We start from the raw sequence: 24,649 nt of genomic DNA, 5'->3' as shown, positions 1-24,649 counted from the left end.
CTTAACACTGATCTACTGCGGAAAAGCAGACTTTGGTCATTTTTCGTGCTCTTTTTTGTTAAATAGAACCACTATTCGTCTCAAAAGAGCTCAAAAACTGCCTCAAAACTGACTTTCCCTCGCTACGACCGGCCAAGCCCGACAGACTGCTTGTCGCATCCATTTGCTGGGTGGAGGGGTTGAACAGGCTGCTGTCGACATAGTCGAGGGTCAGGTCATAGAAGACCTCGGTGCCGGGCCCCCGCTTCTGTGAGTTTGTTAGCCTGGCCATGAGCTGCACCGATTCTGCCGCGGGCGGCGTCGTCGCCCCGGCCTGCATCTGCAGGCGGGCATGGGGCAGCTCCGGAAGCTCGCGGATTTCGGCCGCCTGCGACAGCAGGGACAGCAGCAAGCTGCTGGCAAGCAGTGACAGGGGCAGCCCTGCGGGCTGTCGTTTCTTACGGGTTAACAGCTTCATAAGGGCACCTTCCCTGGAGTGGTCTGATAATGAACAAGCAACTGTTAAGAGCTGAGTGCGCAGCTTTCCTGGCGGTTACCCTTCAGGCCACAAAGCCCGCGTGTCAGGCGCCGGGCAGCCGTTGCCGGCGCTGCCAGAACGGATAACCGCCAAAGCGTGCGGGGCCCTGATAGGTGCCGTGCCAGTGCGCAAGGTACTGATCCGCCACCGCCTGCATTTCCTGCCGGTGGCGCTGCAGCGCCTCGGCCGACCCCGCCACTATCGCATTGGCCGCGCTGGCGGCCGAGGCCAGGGAGTGGAACAGGCCCTGGGAGGAAATGGGGTCGAAGGTATAGAGTGCATCGCCGATGGCCAGAAAGCCGTCCCCGACCGATGCCAAAGCCTCGACACTGAGCATGGCGGTGCCGGCGGGCCGGCATTGCATGCGCGCGGGGGCCAGGTCCGTCAGCGCCTCGGCCAGCAGCGGGTGCTGCCGGGCATGGGCCAGGAAAACCGCCCCCCGTTTGAGGCGGTGCCACAGGGGATTGTCGCTGTCCAGGTGGTAGGCCAGCACCCTTTTAGCCCCGGGAAGCGGCACGCTGTACCACCAGCCCTGCGCGTCGGCCTGGATGCGCATGGCGCTGTCCGGGTCACCAGGGGGGCTGTCCAGGAAACTGTGCAGGCACAGCAGCGGATCGTTGGCGGATTTACGCAGTCCCAGCTGGCGGGCAATACCGCTGGCGCGGCCGGTGGCATCCACCAGGACCGGGGCGCTGTAGCGGGCGCTGCCAGTATCCAGTTGCCAGCCGCCCTGATGACGGTCGACACGGATATGCCGGCAGCCGTCCACCAGCGTGGCGCCGGCCTCCTGCGCCCGCCGCTGCAGCATCCGCTCAAAGCCGCGCCGGTCAAGGTGCCAGCCGGGACCGGCCGGATCAAAGATGGCATCCTTCCATACCGGCGTGTCGATATCCCAGACGGCAATGGCAGGCCCGCGCTCGCGATGACCGCCGCGACGAAAGCGCTCCAGCACGCCCAGGCGATGCAGCAGCGGCGCCGCGGCACCCGGCAGGGACTCCCCGATACGGGGGCCTTCTCCCTGGCCTGCCCGGCGCTCCACCAGCAACACCCGCCGTTGCGGCGCCAGCAGGGTCGCCAGGGCAAGGCCCGCCGGCCCTGCACCACAGACCATCACATCATAGGTGTGCCGTGCCATCAGCGCTTATTGCGCTGGCGTATCAACACCTGGCGCATGGCACGGTCGGTGTCATGGCGCTCCTGGGGTGTCAGGTCCTGACCGCCGCGGTCTTCCACCTGCATCACCGGCGCAAAGTCAGGATCATCCGGCACACCTGGCCGCACCTCGACGATGCCCTGGTGATCGAAATGGGTCACCATGTTAGCCAGCTGGGTAGGCTTGCCCACCCCCAGGGTGCGGTCCCAGTCCGAGCGCTGGTTGTAGGCAGCCAGGCGTTCGTCGCGGGGCAGCGTGCTGTCGACCACCTTGCGGTAGTTTTCCTCGCTGAGCACCTGGTTGGGTACCCGGGCGGGCCAGAAGGTGGGCAGATAGGGATCGTAGTCCCGGTCATAACCGGAGCGGCAGCTGGCGGTGTCGGTCTGCCAGGGAATGGCCATCCAGCGGGTGACGGACCCCGGTGACTGGCCATAGAGAGGGCCGTCATAGGACAGCGCCATGGCTGGCGTCAGGGTGGTGCCGTAGTCGGGTTCCGGGTTGTAGGCCTCGCGGTGCCGCCAGCGGTAGGGCTCCATATAGAGGGTGCTGTGGCGCACCGGCCAGGTCACCTCGCAGCCGGGGTGGAAGGCATCGGCGAGGCAGAATTCCAGCGCGGCCTTGTCCAGCATGGCCGGTTGTTCGGCCAGTGGCACTTCGGCGATGCAGCGCGGCGGCTGGTAGTGCGGATCATAGTCTGCCTCGAAGTCGCCGTCGGCCCACTTCTCCAGCAGCGCCAGCTGGGTCTGTGTCAGGGCATTCATGGCATTGGCGACCTGCGGCATGGGAACCCCCATGGCGTCGCCATACACCCAGGGCCAGAGCTTCATGGAAATGTCACCGTCTTGGGGATTGCGAAAACCGTGGGCCAGAGTGCGCCTGAGCTCGGCATAGTCATGGCCTGGCGACGCCAGCTGGCCGAGGTAGCGGGGTTCGAGGAAGTGCTGCGGCATGCCGTAGCCGAATCCGGCGGCAAAGCCCGCATTCATCCACTGCAGGTCGCACATGGCCTTGAGGATGGGCAGGATGTCGTGACTAAAGGACGGCTTGCAGGGTGCGGGTAACTGGCCGGCGCGGATGGCAAGATCCGTCATCAGGGCATAGAGGGTACGCACTGCTTTCTGCTGCGGGCCGTAGTTGGGCGGGGCCACCACAACCCAGGCCGGCGCCACGGCGATGGCACGGCCATCCAGCAGCACGGTGGCCGTTACCGGGCCGTCGCCGGTGTCGTCATACCAAGTGTCGTTATTGGCAAAGGTGCTGGGTGCTTCGTTCAGATAAGAGGCCGACTTGCCGTGGCCGCCAAACACCTGCAGGCGGCCGTCGTTGTCGGTACGCAGCTCTCCCAGCGGCACCTCAATACCCATAAAGCGGCCGCCGCTGAACTGGTACTCCGGCCCCAGGCTGGCCGGCGTACTGATGCAGCGGGCGCCCGGGGTGATGGACAGCTGGTGCCGTTCTTCGCCGACGATATCGGCATTGCGCCGGGTGGAGGGTGTTGCGGTCGCCGCTTCGGGGATATCCAGGGCCAGCTCGAAGTTGTACCAGGCGGCCTTGTGGTTGGCGAGCTCCACCTGCCACTCAATCCGGGTTCGGGCATCCATGGTCAGTTCCCGCACCACCTGGCCCGTGGCATCGTAGCCATAGATGCGAAATTCAGCCACTTCCCGTTTCAGCGCACCGGTAGCATCCCGGTAGGCCCCGGGCGCTTTGGGTTCCGGCTCCGTGACCTGGGGGCCGATAAAGTAACCGTCAATGCTGGATGAATTGCCGACCCGGGCGATGCCAATTGCCGGGTGGATCTTGGCGTACGCGATCTCAGCCATTTTTCACTCCCTTGTCCAATGGTGTTGACTCTGTCGAGATCCTGCGCCGCCGACAAGGGGTGATCAGCCGCGGTCGGGCGTCTTGTCGAACCGCGCCCATCGTCCATGCGGTATCGCCGATCCGTCAGAAGGTCGCTGCAGTATAGAAGCTGATCCTGATGAGGTGGCTGATTTGCCCCTGTGCCCGCAATTAATTGACCCGGGCCAGAAAGCGACAGACACCCTGACGCAGGGGTCGGCAAATTCCGGACTAAACTGCTCTATGAAGCGTATACAACTTTACGACCACCCGAGGCTCCCCCCAATGACCGACAGAAAAGCACAGTTGATTGTCGACGGTATCGATGAACCGATCGAGTTACCGGTCTATTCCGGCACCGAAGGCCCGGACGTTATCGACGTTCGCGCCCTGAGTGGCAAAGGCCTGTTTACCTATGACCCCGGCTTCGTTTCCACCGCGGCCTGCGAGTCCAAGATCACCTATATCGACGGTGACAAGGGCATACTGCTGCACCGGGGCTACCCGATCGAACAGCTGGCCGAGAAATCGGACTATCTGGAGGTCTGTTACCTGCTGCTCAACGGCGAACTGCCAACCCCCGAGCAGAAGGCAAAGTTCGTCGATCTCGTCATGCACCACACCATGGTGCATGAACAGATCACCTACTTCTTCAGGGGGTTCCGGCGTGATGCGCATCCGATGGCCATCATGGTCGCCTGCGTTGGCGCCCTCTCGGCCTTTTACCATGACTCACTGGACATCAGTGAACCCTATCATCGCGAAGTCTGCGCCTTTCGTCTGATTGCCAAGATGCCGACCCTGGCGGCGATGTGCTACAAGTACTCGATTGGCCAGCCCTTCATGTACCCGCGCAACAACCTGACCTATGCCGATAATTTTCTGCACATGATGTTCGGCACACCCTGTGAGGACTACCGGCCCAGCCCGGTGCTGGCCAGGGCGATGGACCGTATCTTCCTGCTGCATGCGGATCACGAGCAGAATGCCTCGACCTCCACCGTGCGTCTGGCAGGTTCCTCCGGCGCCAACCCTTTCGCCTGCATTGCCTCCGGCATCGCTGCGCTCTGGGGCCCGGCCCATGGTGGCGCCAACGAAGCCGTGCTGGCCATGCTGCAGGAAATCGGCGACGAATCCCGCATCCCCGAATTCGTCAAGCGCGCCAAGGACCCGGACGACTCCTTCCGCCTGATGGGCTTCGGCCACCGGGTTTACCATAACTTCGACCCGCGGGCGACGGTGATGAAGGCCTCCTGCGATGAGGTTCTGAAGGAACTGGGCAAGGAAAATGAGCCGTTGCTGAAAATAGCCAAGCGGCTGGAACAGATCGCGCTGGAAGACGACTATTTCATCAAGCGCAAACTCTATCCAAACGTCGACTTCTATTCGGGCATCATCCTGAAGGCCATCGGCATACCGACCAACATGTTCACGGTGATCTTCGCCGTCTCCAGAACCATCGGCTGGATTTCTCACTGGAGCGAGTTCCACAGCAGCCCGAACCGCATCGGCCGGCCACGCCAGCTCTATACGGGCTCACGGCAACGTGACTATCCGGAATGATGACCGTCTGAACAGGCTAGCGGTAAATGGCCAGCTCCCGCGCACACCGTGCCAAATCAGGGTCGGCGATACACTCGATCGCCTCGATCCACTGAATATAGGCATGCGGAAAGCCCTGTTCCCGGGCGCCCCTCAATACATGCTCCCGGTACCAGTCAAAGGGTCGCAGTGCGGGATCGATAAGGGTGGCACAGTAGGTAAAGGCGGCAAGGCTTGATCCATCGTCGAGCCGGACCCGGATGTCCCGGGTCTCATAGCCGCAATGCAGGCCTTCATAGCGGTCCAGACTCACCCGGTCGGCTGCGGTTACGTCAAACACCGCCCCCAGCACAAAGTGCCCGGCATCACCGGTTTCGAAGGCATCACACTTGGCCGAGCCATCCGTATGGCTGACTTTGTGAAATCGCAGCTGGTGCCCTTCCAGCACGCCGACCGCGACTTTGCGGACGGCGGAAATGCGGGCCCCGAGCCGGCTTGCCGACAGGTTCGACCCATAGGAAAAGTAGAGCATGGCGACCTCTCATCTTCTGCTCAGACTTCAACCATAGCAGGCACAGGCGTTCTTCTGCGACCTGGCGAATGGGCATTCGTCTGCGCCCTGCCATCGCAGCCTGCGATGGCTGCAACGGCGAATGGCGCTTAAGACGCCAGCCGCCACGCAGCCGTCATCAGGATGCCAGCATCAGGCCCTCAGCACCCGACACGCCTGCATCGGGAGCGTCACCGAAACCGGATCGCCCAAGGTCAGCGGGATGCTCTGACTCGGTGTGCTCAGCGCGGTCAGGGAGACCCCCGAACACTCGACCACGGTTTCGATGGTGGCGCCAACATCGCGCACAAAGGTCACCACGCCCTGCAGGCAATTGTCACCTGCTGCCTGCGATTGCGAAAGCTGCAGATCCTCCGGGCGCACCAGCATCCTGATGGCGGTACCGCGTTCAATGCCCTCGCCCTGCGGCACCCGCACCACATCGCCGCCCGGCAGCCCGACGGTACCGTCACCCAGTGCGGTCGCCGGGAAGATGTTACCGTTGCCGATAAAGTCCGCCACGAACGCATTGGCCGGATTGCGGTAGATATCGATTGGCGAGCCTATCTGCTGTATCCGGTGCTCACCCAGTACCACCACTATATCGGCCATGGTCATGGCCTCGCTCTGATCATGGGTGACCATGATGGTGGTGATATTGAGCTGGCGCTGCAGCTGGCGGATTTCAACCTGCATCGACTCGCGCAGCTTGGCATCGAGCGCCGACAGCGGCTCATCGAGCAGCAGCAGTTTGGGCCGCGCCGCAATGGCCCGGGCAATGGCCACCCGCTGGCGTTGCCCGCCGGAGAGCTTGGCCACCGGCCGGTCGAGCATGTCCTGCAACTGGATCAACTGCAGCAGCTCGGTCACCCGCGCCTGCTGATCAGCCTTGCTGACGCCCCTAAGCTTCAGCGGATAGGCAATGTTTTCACCTACCGTCATATGCGGGAACAGCGCCAGCGACTGGAATACCATGCCGAAATCGCGCCGGTGCGCCGGCGTATCGCCAATATCCTCGCCATCCAGCCGGATCTCGCCTGCACTGATGGTTTCGAGCCCGGCGATCATGCGCAGCAGGGTCGTTTTGCCGCACCCGGAAGGCCCCAGAAAGCACACCAGCTTGCCCGCCGGAAGGTGCAGGTTCACGTCGCTCACGGCACAGGCGGCGCCGTAGTGCTTGTCAATGTTCTTTAGAATCAGTCCACTCATGGGTTCACCTTAAATTAGAACGACACGCCACCTTCACCAACCAGCTTCTCCAGCGCCCAGATCAGGACGAAGTCGATCAGCACAATCAGCACGGCGAACGAAAATACGGTCGGATCGAGGGAGGATACGGTGCGGCTGTACATCCAGATGGGCACGGTCATGACGTCGATGTTGTACAGGAAGTAGGTCACCGTGAACTCGTTGAACGAGACGATGAACGCCAGCAGCATGCCGGCCAGAATCCCCGAGCGCATCAGCGGCACCACCACATCGAGGATGGCGCGAGTGGGCGTGGCTCCGAGCATTTGCGCAGCCTCCTCCACCTCGCTGCCGATCGAGAGCATGGCCGCGGTGCAGTTCCGGATCACGAACGGCAGCGCCAGGATCACGTGGGCAATCACCAGCCGCGATGTGTTGATCTGGAACGGCAGGCTATCGAACATCAGCAACAGCGCCAGCCCCAGCACCACAATGGGAAACACCAGCGGCAGGGACATCAGCTGCAGTGCGACGGCCTTGCCATGGAACTCGCACCGCACCAGCGCATAGGCTGCCGGCACGGCAATGGCGGTGGCGATCAGCATGGTCAGGCAGGCCACCAGCAGGCTGGTGGTCAGCGCCTGGCCGAGACTCAGCACATCACTGGAATCCGGTGATACAAATGTGTTCCAGGCCGCCTGGTACCACTGCAGGCTGTAGCTCCTGGGCGGAAAGTCCAGGTTGGCGGCGCCGCTGAACGACATCACAATCATGGTCAGAATGGGCAGCACCGCCAGCAGCAGAATGACGCCCGACAGGCCCAGCGCCAGAGTGCTGCCGTCACCGGGCAACGCCGGGCGCAGGCCGAAAAAACGCCTCATTGCGACGCCTCCAGGACGCGACGGCGGCGCCCGGTTACGAATTCCGAAAAGGTCATGATCGCCAGTGTGGTCACGATCAGCACCACGCCTGCGGCGGAGGCGGCGGGCCAGTTCATCAGCGGGGCGATCTGGTCATGCACCATCACCGCCAGCATAGGCACACGCCGGCCGCCCAGCAGCAGCGGCACCACGAAGCTGCTGGCGTTATAGGCAAACACCAGGGTGGCACCGGTGATGATGCCGGGCAGGCTCATGGGGATAACCACCTGGCGGAAGACCTGAAAACGGCTGGCGCCAAGGGTTGCTGCGGCCTCTTCGTAACTGCGCGCAACACCGCGCATCGCACTGGCAATGGGCAGCACGGCCAGCGGAAAGGCGGTCTGCACCAGGCCCATGAGCACACCGGTCTGGTTGTAGAGCAGCATGACCGGCCGCTGGATCAGGTCCAGGCCCATCAGCGCCTGGTTGAGCATGCCCGCAGGCCCGAGGATCACCAGCCAGCCATAGCTTTGCAGCAGCAGGTTGACCAGCAGCGGCAGCAGCACGGCGGCCAGAAACAGCCGGCGCAACAGCGGCGACTGCAGGCGCGACATGCTGTAACCAACCGGGATCGCCAGAATCACTGCAATGAGTGCGCTGACGAGCGCCAGGCGCAGCGTCAGCAGCAGTGATTTGAGGTAATAGGGCTCGAGCAGCTGGGCATAACTGGCCAGGCTGAAGCCGGTCCACTCGGCGCCCTTGGTGCCCACACTCATGCGCAGCACCAGCAGACTGGCGGCGATCAGCACGACCAGAAACAGCATCGAGGGCGAGAGAAAAAGCCAGGCCCTGGCGGTGGGTGACAGCGTTTTGCGGGCCCGCAGCGGTGCCCCGCCGACCGGATATGTCAGATTTGTTTGTTCCATAGGGATATTCTCAATGGCAATCAGGAAAGCCCCGGCACTGCGCAGGCGGGCTGCGCAGCATCGGTCAGGCAAGTTGCATCAGGATGAGAAGATTTCGGTGTAGCGACGGATCCACTGATCGTGAACGGTGGCGAGGAAGGCGTTGTCATGCATGATCGCCTTCTCGCTGATCTGTTCCGGTGTGAGGATAAAGGGACTTTTTCGCGCCTCGGCCGAGATGATCGCCTTGGCGTTGACCGGGCCGTTGAAGATATCTTCGGCCATCTTGCCCTGCACCACCGGGTCCAGCGAGTGGTCGATGAAGGCATAGGCCAGATCGGTATCACCGGGACGGTTGCGGGGCATGACCGAAAGCATCAGGTCGGTGTAGAAACCCTCTTCCATGCCGAAGCTCGCCCCCAGACCATAGGCCGGATCGCGAATCTGCTTGGGAAAGAATGCCGGCGCATAGAGGCCGCCCATATCCAGCGAACCGGTGCGGAAGAGTTCGGCGATCTGGTTGGGGTTTTCACCCAGGGTGATGACCCGGTCCTTGAGTTCGGCCAGCTTCCTGAAGCCGGGCTCGACATTGTACTCGTCACCCCCGGCCAGCTTGGCGGCGATGATGATCAGGTCCATGGCCTCGGTCCAGTTGGGCGGCGGCAGGAAGATGTTGGGTGCCAGGTCCGCATCCCAGAGCGCGGCGTAGCTTTGCGGCGCACTCGGCACGGTGCGGGTGCTGTAGACCAGGCTGTTGCACCAGAGCAGATAGCCAATGCCGTGACCGTTGGCGCCGGTCTGGTACTGCAGTGGTACATCCTTCAGGTTGGGAATGCGGTTGAGGTCGGGTTTTTCCAGCAAGTCCGCGCTGGCCAGCCCTTCTGCGCCAACACCGGCAAGGGTGATGATATCGTACTGCGGACGGTCACCGCCGGCTTTCAGCTTGGCGACCATTTCAGACGTGCTGCCGGTCCGGTCGGCGATGACTTTGGCGCCGGTCTTGGCCTCAAAGGTGGCGGCGATATTGCGCAACGCGGCCAGACCGGTGTCATCAGACCAGGTCAGCAAACGCAGCGTTTTGCCCTGGAAACGATTGTCGCTGGCGCTGGCACGAATGAACGGCATGCCCAGGGTCGCTGCCGCCACCGAGGCGATACCGGCTGATTTAATAAATTTTCTTCGGTTCAGATCGTACTCGGCCATCGCTGACTCCTGCTGTTTTTATTGGTCACGGGAATGCACGGTGTGCGCCCCTGGTTGCCTTGCAATCTGCGTCCGTATCCCAACCCGGGCGTCGGCGCAGTCGACGAGTCATCTTGCGGTGGCCCTGAATAACCAACAATCGAAAATTCGTCATCGAAGCCATGTGCCAGGCGCATAGCTTAATGTCGAATACATGGCTTAGCGCCGAACGTGACGGCGCCCGCGGGCAGCCGCAAAAAACCGCCACAGCACGAAGCGCCGTTGCCGGCAGGTACTGCACAGCGGTGGGTCCTTGATAAGCGGGGGAATGGATAAACGGGAACGTCGATAAGCGAAAATTGGGTAGCTGGGTAGCTGGATAGCGCAGATGGGCGGATGGACGGGGCAATAACAGGCGCCATGCCGGGAGTGTTGCACACTCCCGGCAGCGAGCAGCTGGCCTGGGTGCCTTTTGGTCCAGGACCAGGCATGAGCGGGGCGATTGCAGCCCCCTGTTTTACTGCAGGGCGTCCATCCAGGCGTGCTGATCGACCTCGATCAGCGTCGGGCGCTGGCAATCAGTGGCGCTGTGCAGCGCATCCCTAAGCGCCGTGACTGTCGCCACCGACTGGGCCGCACAGCCGAACGCCCTGGCAAGGCCGATAAAGTCCGGGGTGTGGATGTCGACACCCACCGGCTCGATCGACCGGTTGACCATGTAGCGCTTGATCTCTTCGTAGCCCTGGTTATTCCAGAGCAGCACGATGATCGGCACGCGGGCCTCAACCGCACTGGCGAGCTCCGACAAGGTGAATTGCAGGCCACCATCGCCAATCAGGCAGACCACCGGGTTACGCTCAGGCCGGTTGCGCTCGGGCCCGCCGCCCAGCCAGGCACCAATGGCCGCCGGCAAGGCATAGCCGAGGGTGCCGTAACCGGTCGAGGAATTGAACCAGCGCCGGGGCTTGTCCAGGTTCAGCGTCAGGTTGCCGGTGTAGACCACCTGGGTCGAATCACCGACGATGACGGCCTCCGGCAGCTCCTGCAACAGGGTCTGCAGCAGCAGGGTCTGCGCCAGCATTGCCGTATCCCAGGATGCATCCAGCCGGGTACGCAACGCCTGGGCCCGTGCCGCCCCCCAGGCCGGGTCGCGAGCCGGCAATGCTGCCTCACCGAGGCGACTGAGCAAGGCCTGCACCGCCAGCCGGGCATCGGCGACCAGGGCGGCAGTGGGCAGGTAGTTGCGCACCGTCTGGTCGGCATCGATATCGATGCGCAGCAGCGCGCCGGGAATGTCAAAGCCACCGCCAAAGCTGGTGTCGTAGTCGGTTTCGGCCAGCTCGGTGCCGATCGCCAGCACCACATCGGCCTCGGCCACCAGTTCACGGGTGGCATCCAGCGATTGCGTTGAGCCGATGAGCAGCGGGTGCCGCGCCGGCAGCATGCCCTTGGCATTGATCGTCAGCGCCACCGGCGCCCCGAGCCGTTCGGCCAGCTCAGTCAGCTCAGTGGCCGCATCAATGGAGCCGCCACCTGCCAGAAGCAGCGGCCGTCGGGCCGCTGCCAGCAACCCGGCCATGTGCGCCAGGGCGCCGGGCGCAGCCCCCGCCCTGGCGACCGACACGGGCTCGCACTCGAGCAGATCATCCGCCTCTTCCACCAGTACATCGAGCGGAATCTCGATATGTACCGGCCGGGGCCGCCCGGCCTGAAACAGGGCGAAGGCCCGGGCTAGCACCGCCGGCAGTTCGGCGGCGGACATCAGGGTGTGCGAGAATGCCGCCACGCCGCCGACCAGCGCACTTTGCGATGGCAGCTCGTGCAGCTTGCCACGCCCGCCCCCCAGCTGAGTGCGGGCCTGGACGCTGGAAATCACCAGCATGGGAATCGAATCGGCGTAGGCCTGCCCCATCGCGGTCAGGATATTGGTCATGCCGGGGCCTGTGATGATGAAACAGACCCCCGGCTTGCCACGGGTACGCGCGTAGCCATCGGCCATAAAGCCCGCGCCCTGCTCGTGACGCGGGGTGACATGCTCGATACTGGAGCGCGCGAGCCCGCGATAGAGTTCGACCGTGTGCACGCCGGGTATGCCAAAAACCTGCTCCACGCCATAGCGCTCGAGCAATTTAACCAGTACTTCACCGCAAGTAGCCATCTGCAACCGTCCTGTTCGGAACCAAAAGTTTGGCGCCACCCCGCGCCATGGCAGGCTAACCGGCAAGGCCAAAGCCCCGTGCCGACTCCGGGATGACACAACTCAATGCGGTCATTAGAACTGGCAGGAGACGGCTGTTACAATGCACAAATTGTCATACGAGCCATGTCCAAATCTGATGCCTGAACGCCGATGAAACGCTTACCGCCGCTGCCCGCCCTGCATACGTTTCTGATCACGGCACAGTGCTGCAACTTCACCCGCGCCGCCGATCAGCTGCACCTGACCCAGGGTGCGGTCAGCCGGCAGATCGCCGGGCTGGAAAGTTTTCTTGGCTATGCCCTCTTCCATCGCCAGGCCCGCGGCCTGAGCCTGACCCACCAGGGCCGTGAGCTGCTGCCCGGGATCCAGCAGGCGTTCAACCTGATCAACACAACACTCGAGCAGGTCGGTGCCCAGCGCGAAACCCTGCAACTCAAGGCCCCGACCTGCATGATGCGCTGGCTGTTGCCGCGGCTGCTGCAATGGCAGGCAGAGCGCCCGGACGTACCGGTGGAGCTGACCACCACCGTGCAGCATGGCATCGACTTCCACCGCGAGGAATACGACGCCGCCGTGGTCTATGGCGAGCCGCCCGGCAATCAGCTCGCCTCCCATCACCTGTTCGATGAACAGCTAACCCCGGTCTGCGCGCCGCAGTTGCTCGCAGGGCCCGTGCCCCTGCAAACCGTTGACGACCTTGAACAGCACATGCTGCTGCACCCGACACGCGATCATCGGGACTGGGAAGCCTGGCTCAATGGCGCCGGCGCCCGTATCAGCAACCTGGGCAGGGGTCAGCATTTCGATACCCTGGACCTGGCCATGACCGTTGCTGCCCAGGGCTCCGGTGTCGCGATCGGCGACTATGCCCTGATCGGCGATGACCTGGCGGCCAGACGGCTGACGACCCCCTTCGACCTGAAGATCCATACCGGTGCGGCCTATTACCTGGTGCACCCCAAAAGCCCGACCCTGGCCCCGCCACTGCGTGACCTGATTGACTGGCTGCTGCAACAGGCCCGGGATGGCAACGCCGGGCCGGCTTGCCAATAGCGTCGAGGCGCAGGAAAAGTAAAGTCATCATCTGCTCAGGACGAAACCAGGGCTGGCACTGGCGCCATTTCCAGGCCAGTCGGGAGGCGATTATTAGTTCTTACTTGAAACGGGATCGGGCCGCGCGCATGGCCTCAGCGAGCGAGTCCCACGCACTTTCTGCGCCGGCTTTGAGGTCTTCCCAGGCCGTATCGCTGGCCCGCTGGATTTCGGTCAGTTTCTGCTGCGCCCGTTGCTGGCGCTCGCGCAAGTCCTCTATCTGCTTGAAGTATTCAAGCTGCGCATCGGCCCTGGCCTTATCCGCCTGCGCCTTGAGCTTTTTAATGTCAGCATCCCATTCATCGAGCTGGGCCTGCATCTTCTTCTCGTAAGCATCTTTCATGGTCACAACCAGTCTCCTTTTCAATTGATGGGTGGTGATAGTTGAACGGGGATCTCATGGGACTACAACAGCTGGGGTTTGGCGGCCGGCATCCGTCACAGATTTAACCCTGCCGGGTCGGCCTGAATCGGAACTGGCAAGTCGAAATCCATCAAGTACCGTTTCAAGGATAGTCGCGAATCATGTCCTGACACGGCAGAACCTGCGCGCTTGTGCTGAAACTAGCTCCCGCACCCACACCGAGCCGTGAAGCGCGATCGAGACCGCCTCGCAAATTTTTAGTGCTCTTGCAGACTAGAACCCGTCGTATACAGCCTTTACCCGCTCAGCCCCATAGATCCGCTCCAGCCGCCGGACGGTAAAATGCCCGCGGGCAATATCCTGGAAATGGCCGATGAACAATGTGTTGATCAAGGCGCCGCCCGCCGCCCCTATAATGGGCACGGCCTGTGCGGCGGCTTTTTGCGTCACTGGAATGCTGAATCGCGCAGCAATTTGAGTAATGAGCCGGACCAGCGCCGGCGCACCGTCCTTTAGCGCTCCCCTGGAGGCAACATGGCTCGCAGCCTCGGTAATGGCGGAGGCCAGCGCGGCCCGAATACCGAAGTAGCCGGACTCGGCCGCATCATCCGTATCACTGCTCCCCCCCAATGCAAATACCTCAAGACAGGCAAGCCGGGGCTCTTCCTGCTTCAGGTCTTCGCCCTCGCCCCGTGCAATATCGGCGATCGAACGCAGCATAATGGTGGTGGAGACAGGCAGCTCAATGGCCAGGGCCGCCAGCCCCAAAGCGCCCCCCGCGGCACCACTGAGCGCGGCCGTTGCCCTGTGGGTCCGATTGGAGGCCGGCTGCGGGGCCTCTCCCAGGGTAAACAGGGCCGTGCGCAGCGCCGTCTCCAGGGATTTGGTGACAGCCGCCATAATGATTTTGTGGGCCGCCGGTGGCAGCAGCTTCATCGCCCGGTCAATCGGCGTGGCCAGTGAGTTTGACAGGCGTGCGGCGATACCGGGATTCTCCAGCAAGCGCTTGGCAGTTTTAAGCTCTTCGATATGCTCAGCGGCGAATGACATTGATTCGAGCGACATAAATACTCCTTTGGCCACTCAGAAGATAATACGGTTTTGCGCTGGGTGTTCGGGGCCCGGCGTATCAGACCCAGCGCCGTACCCTGGCCTGGTAACGGGGAAACTCCACCGGGAACTGTGCCGACAGCATCCGTTCTTCAGGCTCAATCTGAAAACGGTTAAGGTACAACACAAAGCCGACACACAGACTCAGCGAATAGAGGCTGCCAAGATAAAAGCCGAAGCCAATTAACAGACCCAAGAGCGCCAGGTACATGGGATTACGACTGATCCCGTAAATGCCAGAGGTCACCAGCGTGGATGTTTTGTGCCGCAACAACGGATCGACCGTGGTCTTTGCCTTTAGAAACGCCCGTACGCCCAAGAAGCCGCTCAGCATACTGGCCGCCACAAAAACAACGGCGACAACGCGGGCAATATTCTCGGCAAGGCCATGCTGCGGCAAAACCACCGCGACAAGCCACATCAGCACAGCACAGATGAGCACCAGGGCAACGGGCGGTATTTTGAGCTCTAGATTGATCATGCAGCTCCCTTTTCCCATGACATCGGTATTGATGTTACAGGCGATATCTATGGCTAAGCCAGCGGCCAGGGTCACCCCTGTACCACTGTCGCCCGGGTGCGACTTGGTTGCACCCAGACTGTTGAAATAGCCGTGGTCTGTGCCGGCATAAAAGTTGCCATCCTTACTCGGTACCTGTTATCGCTCACGCAAGGATGGATTCATGATCTCAAAACTGCGCCGCGGGATTGAGTCGGGCGCCTTTATGCTGGCCCTGCTCGCGGGCACGGTGAATGCCGTGGGTCTGCTGGGGTTTGCGCACCAGTCCATCTCCCACCTGCGGATACTGCCACCCTGCTGGGGGCGCAGCTGGCAGTTGCATCCGGCGCCAGTCTGCACCTGGCAGCGATGCTGCTGAGCTTTCTGCTAGGCGCACCGCTTAGGGGCGGGCGCTTTGACCGGCGCAAGGCACTGCTGCTGATATTGATCATTGTGGGCTTTATTACCGGCGGCGTCACGGGCGCGCTGTTCTACGCCCAGCTGCAGTTCTATGCCCTGACCGCGCCCGCGCTAATCTGCTTCGCACTGGCGCTGCTGTATCACTTTTATCTGGCCTAGGCGGCTTCCTCGCTAGCCCAGGGTTTGTAGCGTGCGCCCGTTACCGGGCTCTGCTGCGGCTCACCGCCGGCAACATCAAACGCCTTGTAGCGCCCCATCAGCATGAAAGCCGCCGGTACAAAGTAGAACGACAGCAGCGTCGTCAGCACAGTGCCGCCGGCAATGGCAATGGCAAAGGGCGGCCAGAAGCCACCACCTGCCAGGATCAGCGGCAGAAAGCCCCCCACCGTGGTGATCGTCGTGGAGCCAATATGGCGGCTGCAGCTTTGTACCGCGTGCACAATCGCCGCCGGATCACCCCGCACCGCCAGGGAATCGGCCTTGAGTTCGGCCAGAATAACGATGGCCGCGTTGATCGCCAGCCCCATCAGGCCCAGCAGGCCGATAATCACGGTAAAGCCAAAGGGGTAGGAGAACAGGTAAACACTGAGCAGACCGAGCCCCGCCGACTGCAGCGCCGATAGAAAAATCAGCGTACTGATACGAAACGAGTTGAATGACAGTACCACCACCGTGATCAGCAGGGTCAGGATCACGCCGAGGCTCGCCATCAGGTTGCCCACGGCGTCGTTGCGCCCGGCCGACTCACCACCAAACTCCATGCGATAACCCGCCGGCAGATGGAACCCGGCCTCTTCCAGATTATGCCGAAACTCCGCCAGTGCAACCGACGCCAGCACTCCTGCGTGCAGATAGCCCTCCACGACATTAACGCGCTGGCCATCGCGCCGGGGAATGGCGCCACGGCTGGGCTCAAGCTCCAGGCGCGCCAGAGCCGACAGCGGTATATTGCCCCCGGCACCGGGCGAGGTGAGGCTCAGGTTGGCCAGATCCTGCAATTCGCGGCGATCATCATTGCCCACCCGCACCCGTACCGGCACCGACTCGGTGCTTTCCAGAATGCTGCCACCGGTGACACCACTGAGCGTGTCCTGGAGTGCGCCGGCCATACCCTGAAGCGTGAAGCCACTGATTTGGCCCGCCGCTTCATCCACCCTTACCCGCACCTTGGGCGTGCCCGGCTGCAGGGTCGCGCGACTGTGGATCACATCATTCGTTCTGGAGAGCACCTCCCGGGCCTTCTGGCCGAGGGCCTGCAGCTGATCAAGATTGGGGCCATAGAGGCGCAGTTCGATGGGGGCATTGAACGGCGGCCCCTGTTCCAGCGTGCGCACCAGGATCTGAGCTTGCGGCAACAGATCATCGAGTTCGCGCTGCAGCTGCGGAATCAGGCGATTGGCGATGCGAAAGTCGTGGGTACTGACCATGGCCTGGCCAAAGTTCGGCGCCCCCTGCTGCCCCCCGATCATGTTGTAGTAGAAGGCCGGCGCGCTTTTGCCCAGAAACCACTGCACCGAATCGACTCCGGGCGTATTCTGCAGCAGCGCACTGACCTCGGCACTGACGCGGCGGGTTTCGACGATGCTGGTCTGGGCCGGCAGATACATCTCGATCTGAAACATGTCCCGATCCGAGGGCGGGAAAAACTGCTCCTTCAGCTGGCCTGCGCTGATAAAGCCGGTCAGCGGAATCAGAAACAGCAGGAATATGGCCATCCTGGGAAAACGCAGCACGGTTTCGAGCGAACGCCGAAACAGCTGTGCCAGCCCTGCCAGCTGCACGCCCTGCTGATACCAGTGCGTCTGGCTGGCATCACCTGCCCGCAGAAAGCGCCCGGCCAGCACGGCCACCACGCTGTGGGAAATCAGGTAGGAGCCAATCAGTGCAAAGATCACGCTAAGGGCAATGCCACCGACAAACTCCCCTGCCGGCCCCGGCATCAGCACTATGGGCATGAAGGCCAGAATGGTGGTGAGGGTCGACCCCAGCAGCGGCAGCCAGAGGTGGCGCAGGGAGCGGATCACCGCCTCAATGGCACTGAGCCCCTGGCGCCTTCGCTGGGCGATGGTATCGGCCATGACGATGGCGTTATCCACCATGATGCCCAGCGCCACCACCAGCCCGGTAACCGACATCTGGTGGATCGGCAGGCCGTAATATTTCATCACCGCAAGGGTGAAAAGCACCGTAAGCGGCAGGGAAAAGGTGACGATGAGCGCCGAACGCCAGCCCAGGGTCACCAGCAGCACCAGCGCAATCAGGCTGAAACCCAGCAGGATATTGTTCACCAGCTCGCCCAGGCGACGTTCGGTATAGTGGTTCTGATCAAACAGTATTTCGGCTTCTATATTGCCCGGCAGCTGCTGTTCGAACTGCGCCAGATCCGCCCGCAGCGCGGCACTCCAGCGGTCGATGCGCAGATCCGGCAGCATCCGTACCGCCACCACGACGGCGGCATCGCCATCGATGATCGCCAGTTCCTGTTCGGGCCATTTCAGGCTGCGGCGCACCTCGGCCAGATCCCCCAGGCGCAGCAGATAACCATTGGCATCACTGGCCAGGGGAATCTGGCGGATGCGATCCAGCGAGTCCAGCGCGCCGCTGAGTTCCACTTGCAACTGATTGTGATCATTGTTGAGCTGGCCTGCGGACACCTTGGCGTCCGCGCCCTCGATGCGCTGCGCAATCTGGGCCGGCGTCAGGTGCAGGTTGCTGGCCAGGTGCGCGTTGATCTGCACCAGGACTTCTTCGTCCTGCTCGCCGTACAGATCAACAAAATCAGTACCCGGCAGCCCACGCATGCGATCGCGCAGCGCCTTGCCGTAGCGCCCGAGGATGGCAAGATCCGCCTCGGTTGTGGCGTGCCACTTGAGCGCGATCAGGCTGGTGAAGGCGTAGCCACGTTCGTCGTCCAGTTCCGGCCTGCTGGCGCCGGGCGGCAGCTGCGATGCCAGATCCCCCAGCAGATCCCGTGTGCGTGACCAGATGGGCCTGGTGGCGGTCACGCTGTCTTTGAGCTCGATCTTGACCATCGAAATGCCGGGGCGGGAGGTTGAAGTCAGGTGCTTGACCTCGGCCAGGGTACGCAGCTTGTTTTCGATTTTCTCGCTCACCTGGGCCTCGATCCGCTCGGCGCTGGCCCCCGGCAGATGGGTAATGACGATGGCCTGGCGGTTGAGAATGCGCGGGTCTTCGGTGCGCGGCAAGGTGGTGACTGCGCCCATGCCCGCCACAATCAGCACCGCCACCAGCAGTGTCAGCAGGCGGCCATTCTGCAACAGGCGCCTCATGACTCAGGTTCCGCCAAGGGTGCCGTTGCAACAGTATCCGCCGCCAGCCTGACGATCTGACCCGGCACCAGGCGCTGTAGGCCCGTGCTCAGTACCCGCTCGCCATCGGCCAGCGCACCAGTAACGAAGGCATCGGTGGCGGTGGCATGCAGCACCTGTACATCGCGGCTTTGCAGCTTGTATAGCCCGGGCTCCGCCTGGGGCTGCAGGCTGTAGATATTCCAGAGCCCGCGCAGACCGTCGGTCAATGCGCTCAGCGGCACCCAGTAGCCGGGTTGCTTGAAGCGTTGCTCCAGCGCCAGATAGGCCAGCTCGCCGTTAACCGATACGGCGTCATCCGGCAGTTCCAGCCGCAGGGATACGGTGCGGGTAAGGGCGTCTACATCAAAGCCCTTGGTCAGCAGGCGCGCACTCAGCTGCCGCGTGCCCAGGCGCACATCCAGCTGCTGTTGCGCGTGCAACTGCTCCAGCATGTCCACCGGCACACCGACATGCACCTCGGCCGGACCGCTCTGTAACAGGGTAAACGCAGGGCTGCCGGCACCGATCACCTCCCCTTCGTCAGTCAGGCGGCGGCTGATCTGGGCACTGTAGGGTGCCCGCAGGGTGGATTTATCGATACGCAGCTGACTGGCGGCCAGGGAGGCCTGCACCCGCGCCCGGGTGGCCTGCAGAACCTTTTGCCGGGCCTGCAGCTCATCCAGGCTTTGCTCCGAGCTAAAGCCACGCTTGTTGAGTGAATTCAGCCGTTTGAGGTTGGCCTGCACCAGCGCCAGATCCGCCTGGGTCTGCTGCAGCTGGGCCTGCAGCTCCTGGCGTTCGATGTGCAACAATTCGGTGTCCTGCTGCGCCAGCACAGCGCCCTTGGCCACGGTTTGGCCTTCGTCGGCCAGCAGTTTTGCCACCTTGCCGCTCTGCTCAAAACCGATACTGGCGCTCTGCCTCGCCTGGACCTTGCCGATAAAGGTGCGACTGAGCGCGTAACCTGGCTGCTGCTGCAACACCAGACTGCGGGCGACATGGTGATGGGCGGCTACCGCCTGGGTGGCATCGGAATCCGCGCAGCCGGCCAGAGTCGCGACCAGCCCCGTGCCCGCAAGGAACAGCAGCCCGCGCAGGGCCCGCGATCGCAGGCGTGAACCCGCCTTTAAAGAGACAACTTGCCGGGTATTCATGTTACATTCGCCCACAGATGAACTCGAAAGACTGGACTGTCTAGTCTAGTAATGAGCAGAAGTTTAGGCTCGTTAAACTAGACTGTCCAGTATGATTTATGGTGTCCGATGAGCAAAACCAGAACCAAGAGCGAAGAAAAGCGTGTCCTGATACTGGATGCGGCGGTAGAGCTGTTTACCGAGCAGGGATTCTCCAATACCAGCATGGACCAGATAGCCAAGCTCGCCGGCGTCTCCAAACAGACCGTCTACAGCCACTTCGGCAACAAGGAAGATCTCTTTGTGGGCGCGGTGGGCTGCAAGTGTGCGGCCCACTCCATTACGCCGGACCTGTTTGAGCCACAGCCCGAATTGCATCAACAGCTGCTGGAGATCGCCCGCCAGTTTACTGCGCTGATCCAGTCCCGGGAGGCTATCCAGGTGCTGCGCACCTGCATGGCCGAAGCCGAAACCTACCCTGAGCTGTCTCGGCTGTTTTATAACGCCGGCCCCGCGCACCTGACCGGCATGATGAGCGAGCTGCTGGCCCAACTCGACTCGCTCGGGCGGCTGCAGGTCCCCGATACCCGCTTCGCCGCGGTGCAGTTCCTGAAAATGGTGCAGGGTGAACGGCAGATGCAACTCGAACTCAATACCGGCCAGCCCATTGCGGACAGCGAACACCAGCGCTACCTGGAAAACTGCGTAACCATGTTTCTGCGGGCCTACGCGGCCTGAACTGCCTGACAAGACGCCTGACCTTGAGACGCCCTTAAAACGGTGCAGGGCGGGCTGCAGATGCAGCTGTAGATGTTCCTGCGCGACGACCCCGCCTGGCACCCTGCCTGACCCTGGCGCCCGCCGCCAGCCCGGCGTGCCCTGCCCTTTAGGTCCGTAGTAGCGCCAATTGGCGCTGCAGCTCCTACACTGGATATCAGGTAGCGGATACGACGAGGCAAACATGGCTGGAGATTTTTATGTCCGGTTCTGGGGTGTGCGGGGATCAATCCCCTGCCCGGGACAGGGCACCCTGCACTTTGGCGGCAATACCTCCTGTGTGGAGGTACGCGCCGGCGACCGTCTGCTGATTCTGGATGCCGGCAGCGGCCTGCTGGGACTGGGTGACAGCCTGCTGGCGGACGGTCCTATCGAGGCCGAGTTGCTGCTCAGCCACCTGCACTACGATCACATTCTGGGCCTGCCCTTTTTTGCCCCGGCCTATGATGGCCGCAATAGCCTGCGCATCTGGGCCGGCGATTGTCAGGGCGGTATTGAAGCGGCCCTGCAGCAGTATCTGCAGCCGCCGTTTTTTCCGGTACCGCTGCAGCGGATGTCGGCCCGCATCCGCTTTGAGGACTTCAGCGCCGGCGATACCCTTAATCCCGGCGGGGCCGTGCATATCCGCACTACAGCGCTGAATCATCCCGACGGCGCAACCGCCTACCGCATCGATTACGATGGCCGTTCAGTCTGCTATGTCACCGACACCGAACATCCCGAGCAGGGGCTGGATGCCAACATCCTGCAGCTGATCCAGGGCGCCGATATCGTTATCTACGACGCCACCTACAACGACCAGGACTACCCGACTCACCGCGGCTGGGGACACTCCACCTGGGAATCGGGTCTGGCGCTGTGTGAACAGGCCAACGTACGCAACCTGGTGGTCTTTCACCATGCCCCCGACCGCACCGACGCACAGCTGCAACAGCTTGATGACGAGTTGCAGCGGCGACGACCCGGATCTGTGGTGGCACGCGAGGGGCAGGTCCTGAAACCCTGAATGTGCGTGCCATCTCCATCACCTGAAATGACACAGGAGCGAGAACACCACCATGTCCGACACCCGGCTCAGTTTGCTGCAGCAGATGCCGATCTTCGGTGGCATTACCGATGAGGTACTGGAGTTTCTGCTGCAAAGCACCCGTATCGTGACCTGTCAGGCCAACGACTATTTCTTCCATGAAGGTGACAAGGCCGAGGAGCTGTACGTGCTGGAACAGGGCAAGGTCGAGATACTGCGCCACTGGCACGGCCAGGACTACCGGATCAGTACCATGGGCCAGGGCGACTGTTTTGGAGAAATGGCGCTGATCGACTTCTGCCCCCGCAGCGCCAGCGTGCGGGCTCTGGACGACAGCCGCGCCATCGAGCTTTCGGCAACCGGCCTGCAACAGCTGTATGAAAAGGACCCCGCCCAGTTCACCATGATCTACATGAACCTGGGCCGCGAACTGAGCCGCCGGCTGCGCGAAGTCAACGACCTGCTGTTCCGCGCCAGCGTCCTGCACGAAAAGGACGGTTTCCACCCCACATGACGGTCGAACCGGGCCACCGGAAACTTGAAGTCAAGGACGTACCACCGGTCCGCGCCAGCGTCCTGCACGAAAAAGACGGCTTTCATCCGAACTCATCGACGGCCCGCCGGCATGCCTTCTCAGCCCGGTGAAAGGAAACCGCGGCAGAAATCGACAAAGGCGCGCGCTTTCACGGACGTGTAACGCCCGGGCGGGTAGACCGCATGGATACCCCCCTGGGGCAGTGACCAGCCCTCGAGCAACCGCACCAGCCGGCCAGTCGCAAGCGCTTCCTGCGCGCTGGGCTGATCCAGCACCGAGATGCCCGCCCCCTGCAGCAGCAGCGCGCGCAGCACGGTCGCCGAGTCGACCTTCAGCGCCGACTGCAGCTGAACCCGCTCGCAGGCGCCGTCGGCGGCCTCGAATGTCCAGGTCAGCGGCGAGCGCAGCAGGGTCAGCGCCAGCCAGGCGTGAGCGCCCAGCTGTGCCGGCGACTCGGGTCTGCCGGCACGCGCCAGGTAAGATGGCGCCGCCACCAGGTACTGATCGAAGTCCCGCAGCTTGACCGCCCGTTGCGATGAGTCCTGCAGCCAGCCCACCCGGAACGAGAGATCGATCCCCTCGCGCACCGGGTCGAGAATGCGGTCGCTCGAGCAGAGCTCGAGCTGCAACCGCGGATGCCGCGTGGCAAATTCGCTGACCAGCGGTGCCAGCGTTTGCACGGCAAAATCGACCGGGGCACTGATTCTGAGGACACCGTTCAGCTCGACACTGTCACGCCCGGCCTGCTCCAGCACATCCTGCAGGCCACTGAGCAACGGTGCGGATTCGGCCAGCAGGCTGTCTCCGGCCCGGGTCAGCGACACCTGCCGGGTGGTGCGATGAAACAGCTGCACGCCCAGGGTCTTTTCAAGCTGGCTGATCTGCAGGCTGACCCTGGACTTGGCGATGCTCAGCCGCTGTGCAGCAGCGGTAAAGCCACCGGCTTCGGCCACGGCCACGAATACCCTCAGGCTGTTGAGATCCGGAGATTTGACGATCTTCACCTGAAATCCCTACTGTTAACGAATCAATAACAGTCATTTATATTTTGTGACGATTATCAAATCAATCAACTTCTCTACAATCGGATCTTCTATGAATGACGATGGAGATAGACAAGATGAATATTGCCCTGATCGGTGCCAGCGGATTTATCGGCTCGGCACTGCTGAACGAAGCCCTGCAACGCGGACACCGGGTCAAGGGCCTGGTCAGCCGCCCGGAGAAACTGGCCCCGGCCAGCGGCCTGAGCGGCATTAAAATCGATGTTGCCGATACCCGGGCCCTGAGCGAGCAGCTGGCCGGCCAGGACGTCGTGATCAGCGCCTTCAGCGGTCACCGGCAGGATGCTGTCCAGGCCTACTACGAACGTGGCATCCGCTCGATCATCGCGGCCAGCAAGGCGGCCGGCGTGCCACGGCTGCTGGTAGTGGGCGGCGCCGGCAGTCTGGAGGTCGCCCCCGGTGTGCAGTTGCTCGATACGCCAGAGTTCCCGGCCGAGTACCGGGAAACCGCCGAGGGAGCACGTACTGCGCTTGCACTGTTGCGCGACGAAGCGGACCTCGACTGGACCCTCCTGTCACCCTCTGCCCTGATCGCCCCGGGCGAGCGTACCGCACAGTTTCGTCTGGGCGGCGATCAGCTGCTGCTGGATGGCGAAGGCCAGAGCCGGATTTCGGTCGAGGACTATGCGGTGGCCATGCTCGACGAGCTGGAACGCCCGGCCCACCGTCGCCAGCGCTTTACCGTCGGTTACTGAGGGATCACCCATGCATGCACAGCTGCATTATCTCTACGACCCCCTGTGCGGCTGGTGCTATGCCGCCGCCCCGCTGCTGGATGCAGTGGCCCGTCGCCTGCCGGAGCTGCCGATCCGGTTGCACGGCGGCGGCCTTTTTTCCGGCCAGCGCATTACGCCCGGGCTGGCGACACACATTCGCGAGCACGACGCCCGTATTGCCCGCCTCAGCGGCCAGCCCTTTGGCGAGCCCTACCTGCAGGGCCTGCTGAACGATCCCGCCGCACGGCTCGACTCGCCACCGCTGATCGCCGCCATCCTGACCGTCGCGCGGCTCGAACCCGGCAGCGCCGTGGCAATGCTTCGGGCGATCCAGCAGGCGCATTACCAGCACGGGCGGCGGGTCAGCGAGCCGGATACGCTGCTAACGCTGGCGCAGTCCGTCGGGCTGTCCGCCCCGGCATTCGAGCGCGCTTACGCCGCGCAGCTCGCTGCCGGTGTCGAACCTCACCTGGCACAGACGGCACAGCTGATGGCCCGCACCGGCGCCGCTGGTTACCCGACCTTAGTGCTGCAACAGGGCGACCGGCTGCTCCGACTGGATCACAGCCGCTGCTACGGTCACCCCGAGGATTTTGCCGACCGGCTGCAGGCGCAGCTACAGACCGAGTCTGCCTCCTGACAACCGGCTAAACAGCCGGCTG

Annotated in this window: 24 protein-coding genes; 9 read left to right on the top strand and 15 right to left on the bottom strand. The window is 62.7% G+C overall.

Features of this window, described 5'->3' with window-relative positions:
* Positions 1–58 precede the first annotated feature (58 nt).
* From MRS74_RS11745 to MRS74_RS11735, 3 genes are all read right to left on the bottom strand, one after another.
* On the bottom strand, positions 59–457 hold the full coding sequence (locus tag MRS74_RS11745) for a hypothetical protein (protein ID WP_254580477.1): 399 nt from the start codon (positions 455–457) through the stop codon (positions 59–61).
* 103 nt (positions 458–560) lie between these two features.
* Positions 561–1,652: an NAD(P)/FAD-dependent oxidoreductase gene (locus tag MRS74_RS11740; protein ID WP_254580476.1), complete on the bottom strand. Its 1,092-nt coding sequence runs from the start codon at positions 1,650–1,652 to the stop codon at positions 561–563.
* Complete coding sequence (locus tag MRS74_RS11735; protein ID WP_254580475.1) at positions 1,652–3,493, bottom strand: LodA/GoxA family CTQ-dependent oxidase; 1,842 nt, start codon at positions 3,491–3,493, stop codon at positions 1,652–1,654. The genes MRS74_RS11740 and MRS74_RS11735 overlap by 1 nt, the downstream gene beginning before the upstream one ends.
* A 304-nt stretch (positions 3,494–3,797) precedes the next feature.
* On the opposite strand from MRS74_RS11735, the gene gltA reads away from it, so the two are divergent.
* Complete coding sequence (gene gltA / locus MRS74_RS11730) at positions 3,798–5,075, top strand: citrate synthase (RefSeq protein ID WP_254580474.1); 1,278 nt, start codon at positions 3,798–3,800, stop codon at positions 5,073–5,075.
* Between the two features lie 16 nt (positions 5,076–5,091).
* On the opposite strand, the gene MRS74_RS11725 is transcribed toward gltA, so the two are convergent.
* From MRS74_RS11725 to MRS74_RS11700, 6 genes are all read right to left on the bottom strand, one after another.
* Positions 5,092–5,586, bottom strand: coding sequence for a gamma-glutamylcyclotransferase family protein (locus MRS74_RS11725; protein ID WP_254580473.1), 495 nt, complete (start codon positions 5,584–5,586; stop codon positions 5,092–5,094).
* Positions 5,587–5,757: 171 nt separating this feature from the next.
* On the bottom strand, positions 5,758–6,813 hold the full coding sequence (locus MRS74_RS11720) for an ABC transporter ATP-binding protein (RefSeq protein WP_254580472.1): 1,056 nt from the start codon (positions 6,811–6,813) through the stop codon (positions 5,758–5,760).
* A 14-nt stretch (positions 6,814–6,827) separates the two neighbouring features.
* Positions 6,828–7,673, bottom strand: coding sequence for an ABC transporter permease (locus tag MRS74_RS11715; RefSeq protein WP_254580471.1), 846 nt, complete (start codon positions 7,671–7,673; stop codon positions 6,828–6,830).
* Entirely contained in the window at positions 7,670–8,578 is a 909-nt protein-coding gene (locus MRS74_RS11710) for an ABC transporter permease (RefSeq protein WP_254580470.1), read from the bottom strand. Before MRS74_RS11710 ends, MRS74_RS11715 begins: the two co-directional genes overlap by 4 nt.
* Before the next feature lie 78 nt (positions 8,579–8,656).
* A complete protein-coding gene (locus MRS74_RS11705; RefSeq protein ID WP_254580469.1) occupies positions 8,657–9,760 on the bottom strand; it encodes an extracellular solute-binding protein in 1,104 nt (367 codons plus the stop codon).
* Positions 9,761–10,256: 496 nt separating this feature from the next.
* On the bottom strand, positions 10,257–11,897 hold the full coding sequence (locus tag MRS74_RS11700; protein ID WP_254580468.1) for a 5-guanidino-2-oxopentanoate decarboxylase: 1,641 nt from the start codon (positions 11,895–11,897) through the stop codon (positions 10,257–10,259).
* Between the two features lie 192 nt (positions 11,898–12,089).
* Between MRS74_RS11700 and MRS74_RS11695 the strand changes: the two genes are divergently transcribed.
* On the top strand, positions 12,090–12,992 hold the full coding sequence (locus MRS74_RS11695) for a LysR substrate-binding domain-containing protein (RefSeq protein WP_254580467.1): 903 nt from the start codon (positions 12,090–12,092) through the stop codon (positions 12,990–12,992).
* Between the two features lie 100 nt (positions 12,993–13,092).
* On the opposite strand, the gene MRS74_RS11690 is transcribed toward MRS74_RS11695, so the two are convergent.
* The 3 genes from MRS74_RS11690 to MRS74_RS11680 all read right to left on the bottom strand — a co-directional run bounded on the left by MRS74_RS11690 (position 13,093) and on the right by MRS74_RS11680 (position 14,986).
* Positions 13,093–13,374, bottom strand: a complete 282-nt coding sequence (locus MRS74_RS11690) for a sll1863 family stress response protein (protein WP_254580504.1) — start codon at positions 13,372–13,374, stop codon at positions 13,093–13,095.
* 294 nt (positions 13,375–13,668) lie between these two features.
* Positions 13,669–14,460, bottom strand: coding sequence for an EcsC family protein (locus MRS74_RS11685; protein ID WP_254580466.1), 792 nt, complete (start codon positions 14,458–14,460; stop codon positions 13,669–13,671).
* Positions 14,461–14,524: 64 nt separating this feature from the next.
* Entirely contained in the window at positions 14,525–14,986 is a 462-nt protein-coding gene (locus MRS74_RS11680) for a methyltransferase family protein (protein WP_254580465.1), read from the bottom strand.
* A 202-nt stretch (positions 14,987–15,188) separates the two neighbouring features.
* Here MRS74_RS11680 and MRS74_RS11675 point away from each other — a divergent pair, with 202 nt between their 5' ends.
* Positions 15,189–15,383 carry a hypothetical protein gene (locus tag MRS74_RS11675; protein ID WP_254580464.1) on the top strand — a complete coding sequence of 65 codons (195 nt, stop codon included), beginning with the start codon at positions 15,189–15,191 and terminating at the stop codon, positions 15,381–15,383.
* Positions 15,374–15,583, top strand: coding sequence for a YoaK family protein (locus MRS74_RS11670; protein WP_254580463.1), 210 nt, complete (start codon positions 15,374–15,376; stop codon positions 15,581–15,583). The genes MRS74_RS11675 and MRS74_RS11670 overlap by 10 nt, the downstream gene beginning before the upstream one ends.
* Here the strand turns inward: MRS74_RS11670 and MRS74_RS11665 are convergent.
* On the bottom strand, positions 15,580–18,714 hold the full coding sequence (locus MRS74_RS11665; protein ID WP_254580462.1) for an efflux RND transporter permease subunit: 3,135 nt from the start codon (positions 18,712–18,714) through the stop codon (positions 15,580–15,582). The two genes, MRS74_RS11670 and MRS74_RS11665, sit on opposite strands and share 4 nt — an antisense overlap.
* Positions 18,711–19,889 carry an efflux RND transporter periplasmic adaptor subunit gene (locus MRS74_RS11660; protein WP_254580461.1) on the bottom strand — a complete coding sequence of 393 codons (1,179 nt, stop codon included), beginning with the start codon at positions 19,887–19,889 and terminating at the stop codon, positions 18,711–18,713. Before MRS74_RS11660 ends, MRS74_RS11665 begins: the two co-directional genes overlap by 4 nt.
* A gap of 108 nt (positions 19,890–19,997) precedes the next feature.
* On the opposite strand from MRS74_RS11660, the gene MRS74_RS11655 reads away from it, so the two are divergent.
* From MRS74_RS11655 to MRS74_RS11645, 3 genes are all read left to right on the top strand, one after another.
* Positions 19,998–20,606 (top strand): TetR/AcrR family transcriptional regulator, encoded by a 609-nt coding sequence (locus MRS74_RS11655; RefSeq protein ID WP_254580460.1) that lies wholly within the window; start codon positions 19,998–20,000, stop codon positions 20,604–20,606.
* A gap of 223 nt (positions 20,607–20,829) precedes the next feature.
* On the top strand, positions 20,830–21,651 hold the full coding sequence (locus MRS74_RS11650; protein WP_254580459.1) for an MBL fold metallo-hydrolase: 822 nt from the start codon (positions 20,830–20,832) through the stop codon (positions 21,649–21,651).
* A 52-nt stretch (positions 21,652–21,703) separates the two neighbouring features.
* Complete coding sequence (locus MRS74_RS11645) at positions 21,704–22,186, top strand: Crp/Fnr family transcriptional regulator (protein ID WP_254580458.1); 483 nt, start codon at positions 21,704–21,706, stop codon at positions 22,184–22,186.
* 119 nt (positions 22,187–22,305) lie between these two features.
* Here the strand turns inward: MRS74_RS11645 and MRS74_RS11640 are convergent, their stop codons facing one another.
* A complete protein-coding gene (locus MRS74_RS11640) occupies positions 22,306–23,211 on the bottom strand; it encodes a LysR family transcriptional regulator (protein ID WP_254580457.1) in 906 nt (301 codons plus the stop codon).
* A 95-nt stretch (positions 23,212–23,306) separates the two neighbouring features.
* Between MRS74_RS11640 and MRS74_RS11635 the strand changes: the two genes are divergently transcribed.
* The gene (locus tag MRS74_RS11635; protein ID WP_254580456.1) at positions 23,307–23,966 is read left to right on the top strand and encodes an NAD(P)-dependent oxidoreductase; all 660 of its coding nucleotides are present in this window, start codon (positions 23,307–23,309) and stop codon (positions 23,964–23,966) included.
* A 10-nt stretch (positions 23,967–23,976) separates the two neighbouring features.
* Complete coding sequence (locus MRS74_RS11630; RefSeq protein ID WP_254580455.1) at positions 23,977–24,627, top strand: DsbA family protein; 651 nt, start codon at positions 23,977–23,979, stop codon at positions 24,625–24,627.
* Positions 24,628–24,649: the final 22 nt, after the last annotated feature.

It is taken from the genome of Marinobacterium sedimentorum (assembly GCF_024267675.1).
GTDB lineage: Bacteria > Pseudomonadota > Gammaproteobacteria > Pseudomonadales > Balneatricaceae > Marinobacterium_A > Marinobacterium_A sedimentorum.
The sequence above is the reverse complement of the archived record's forward strand: the minus strand, read 5'-3'. Positions and strand labels throughout refer to the sequence as shown.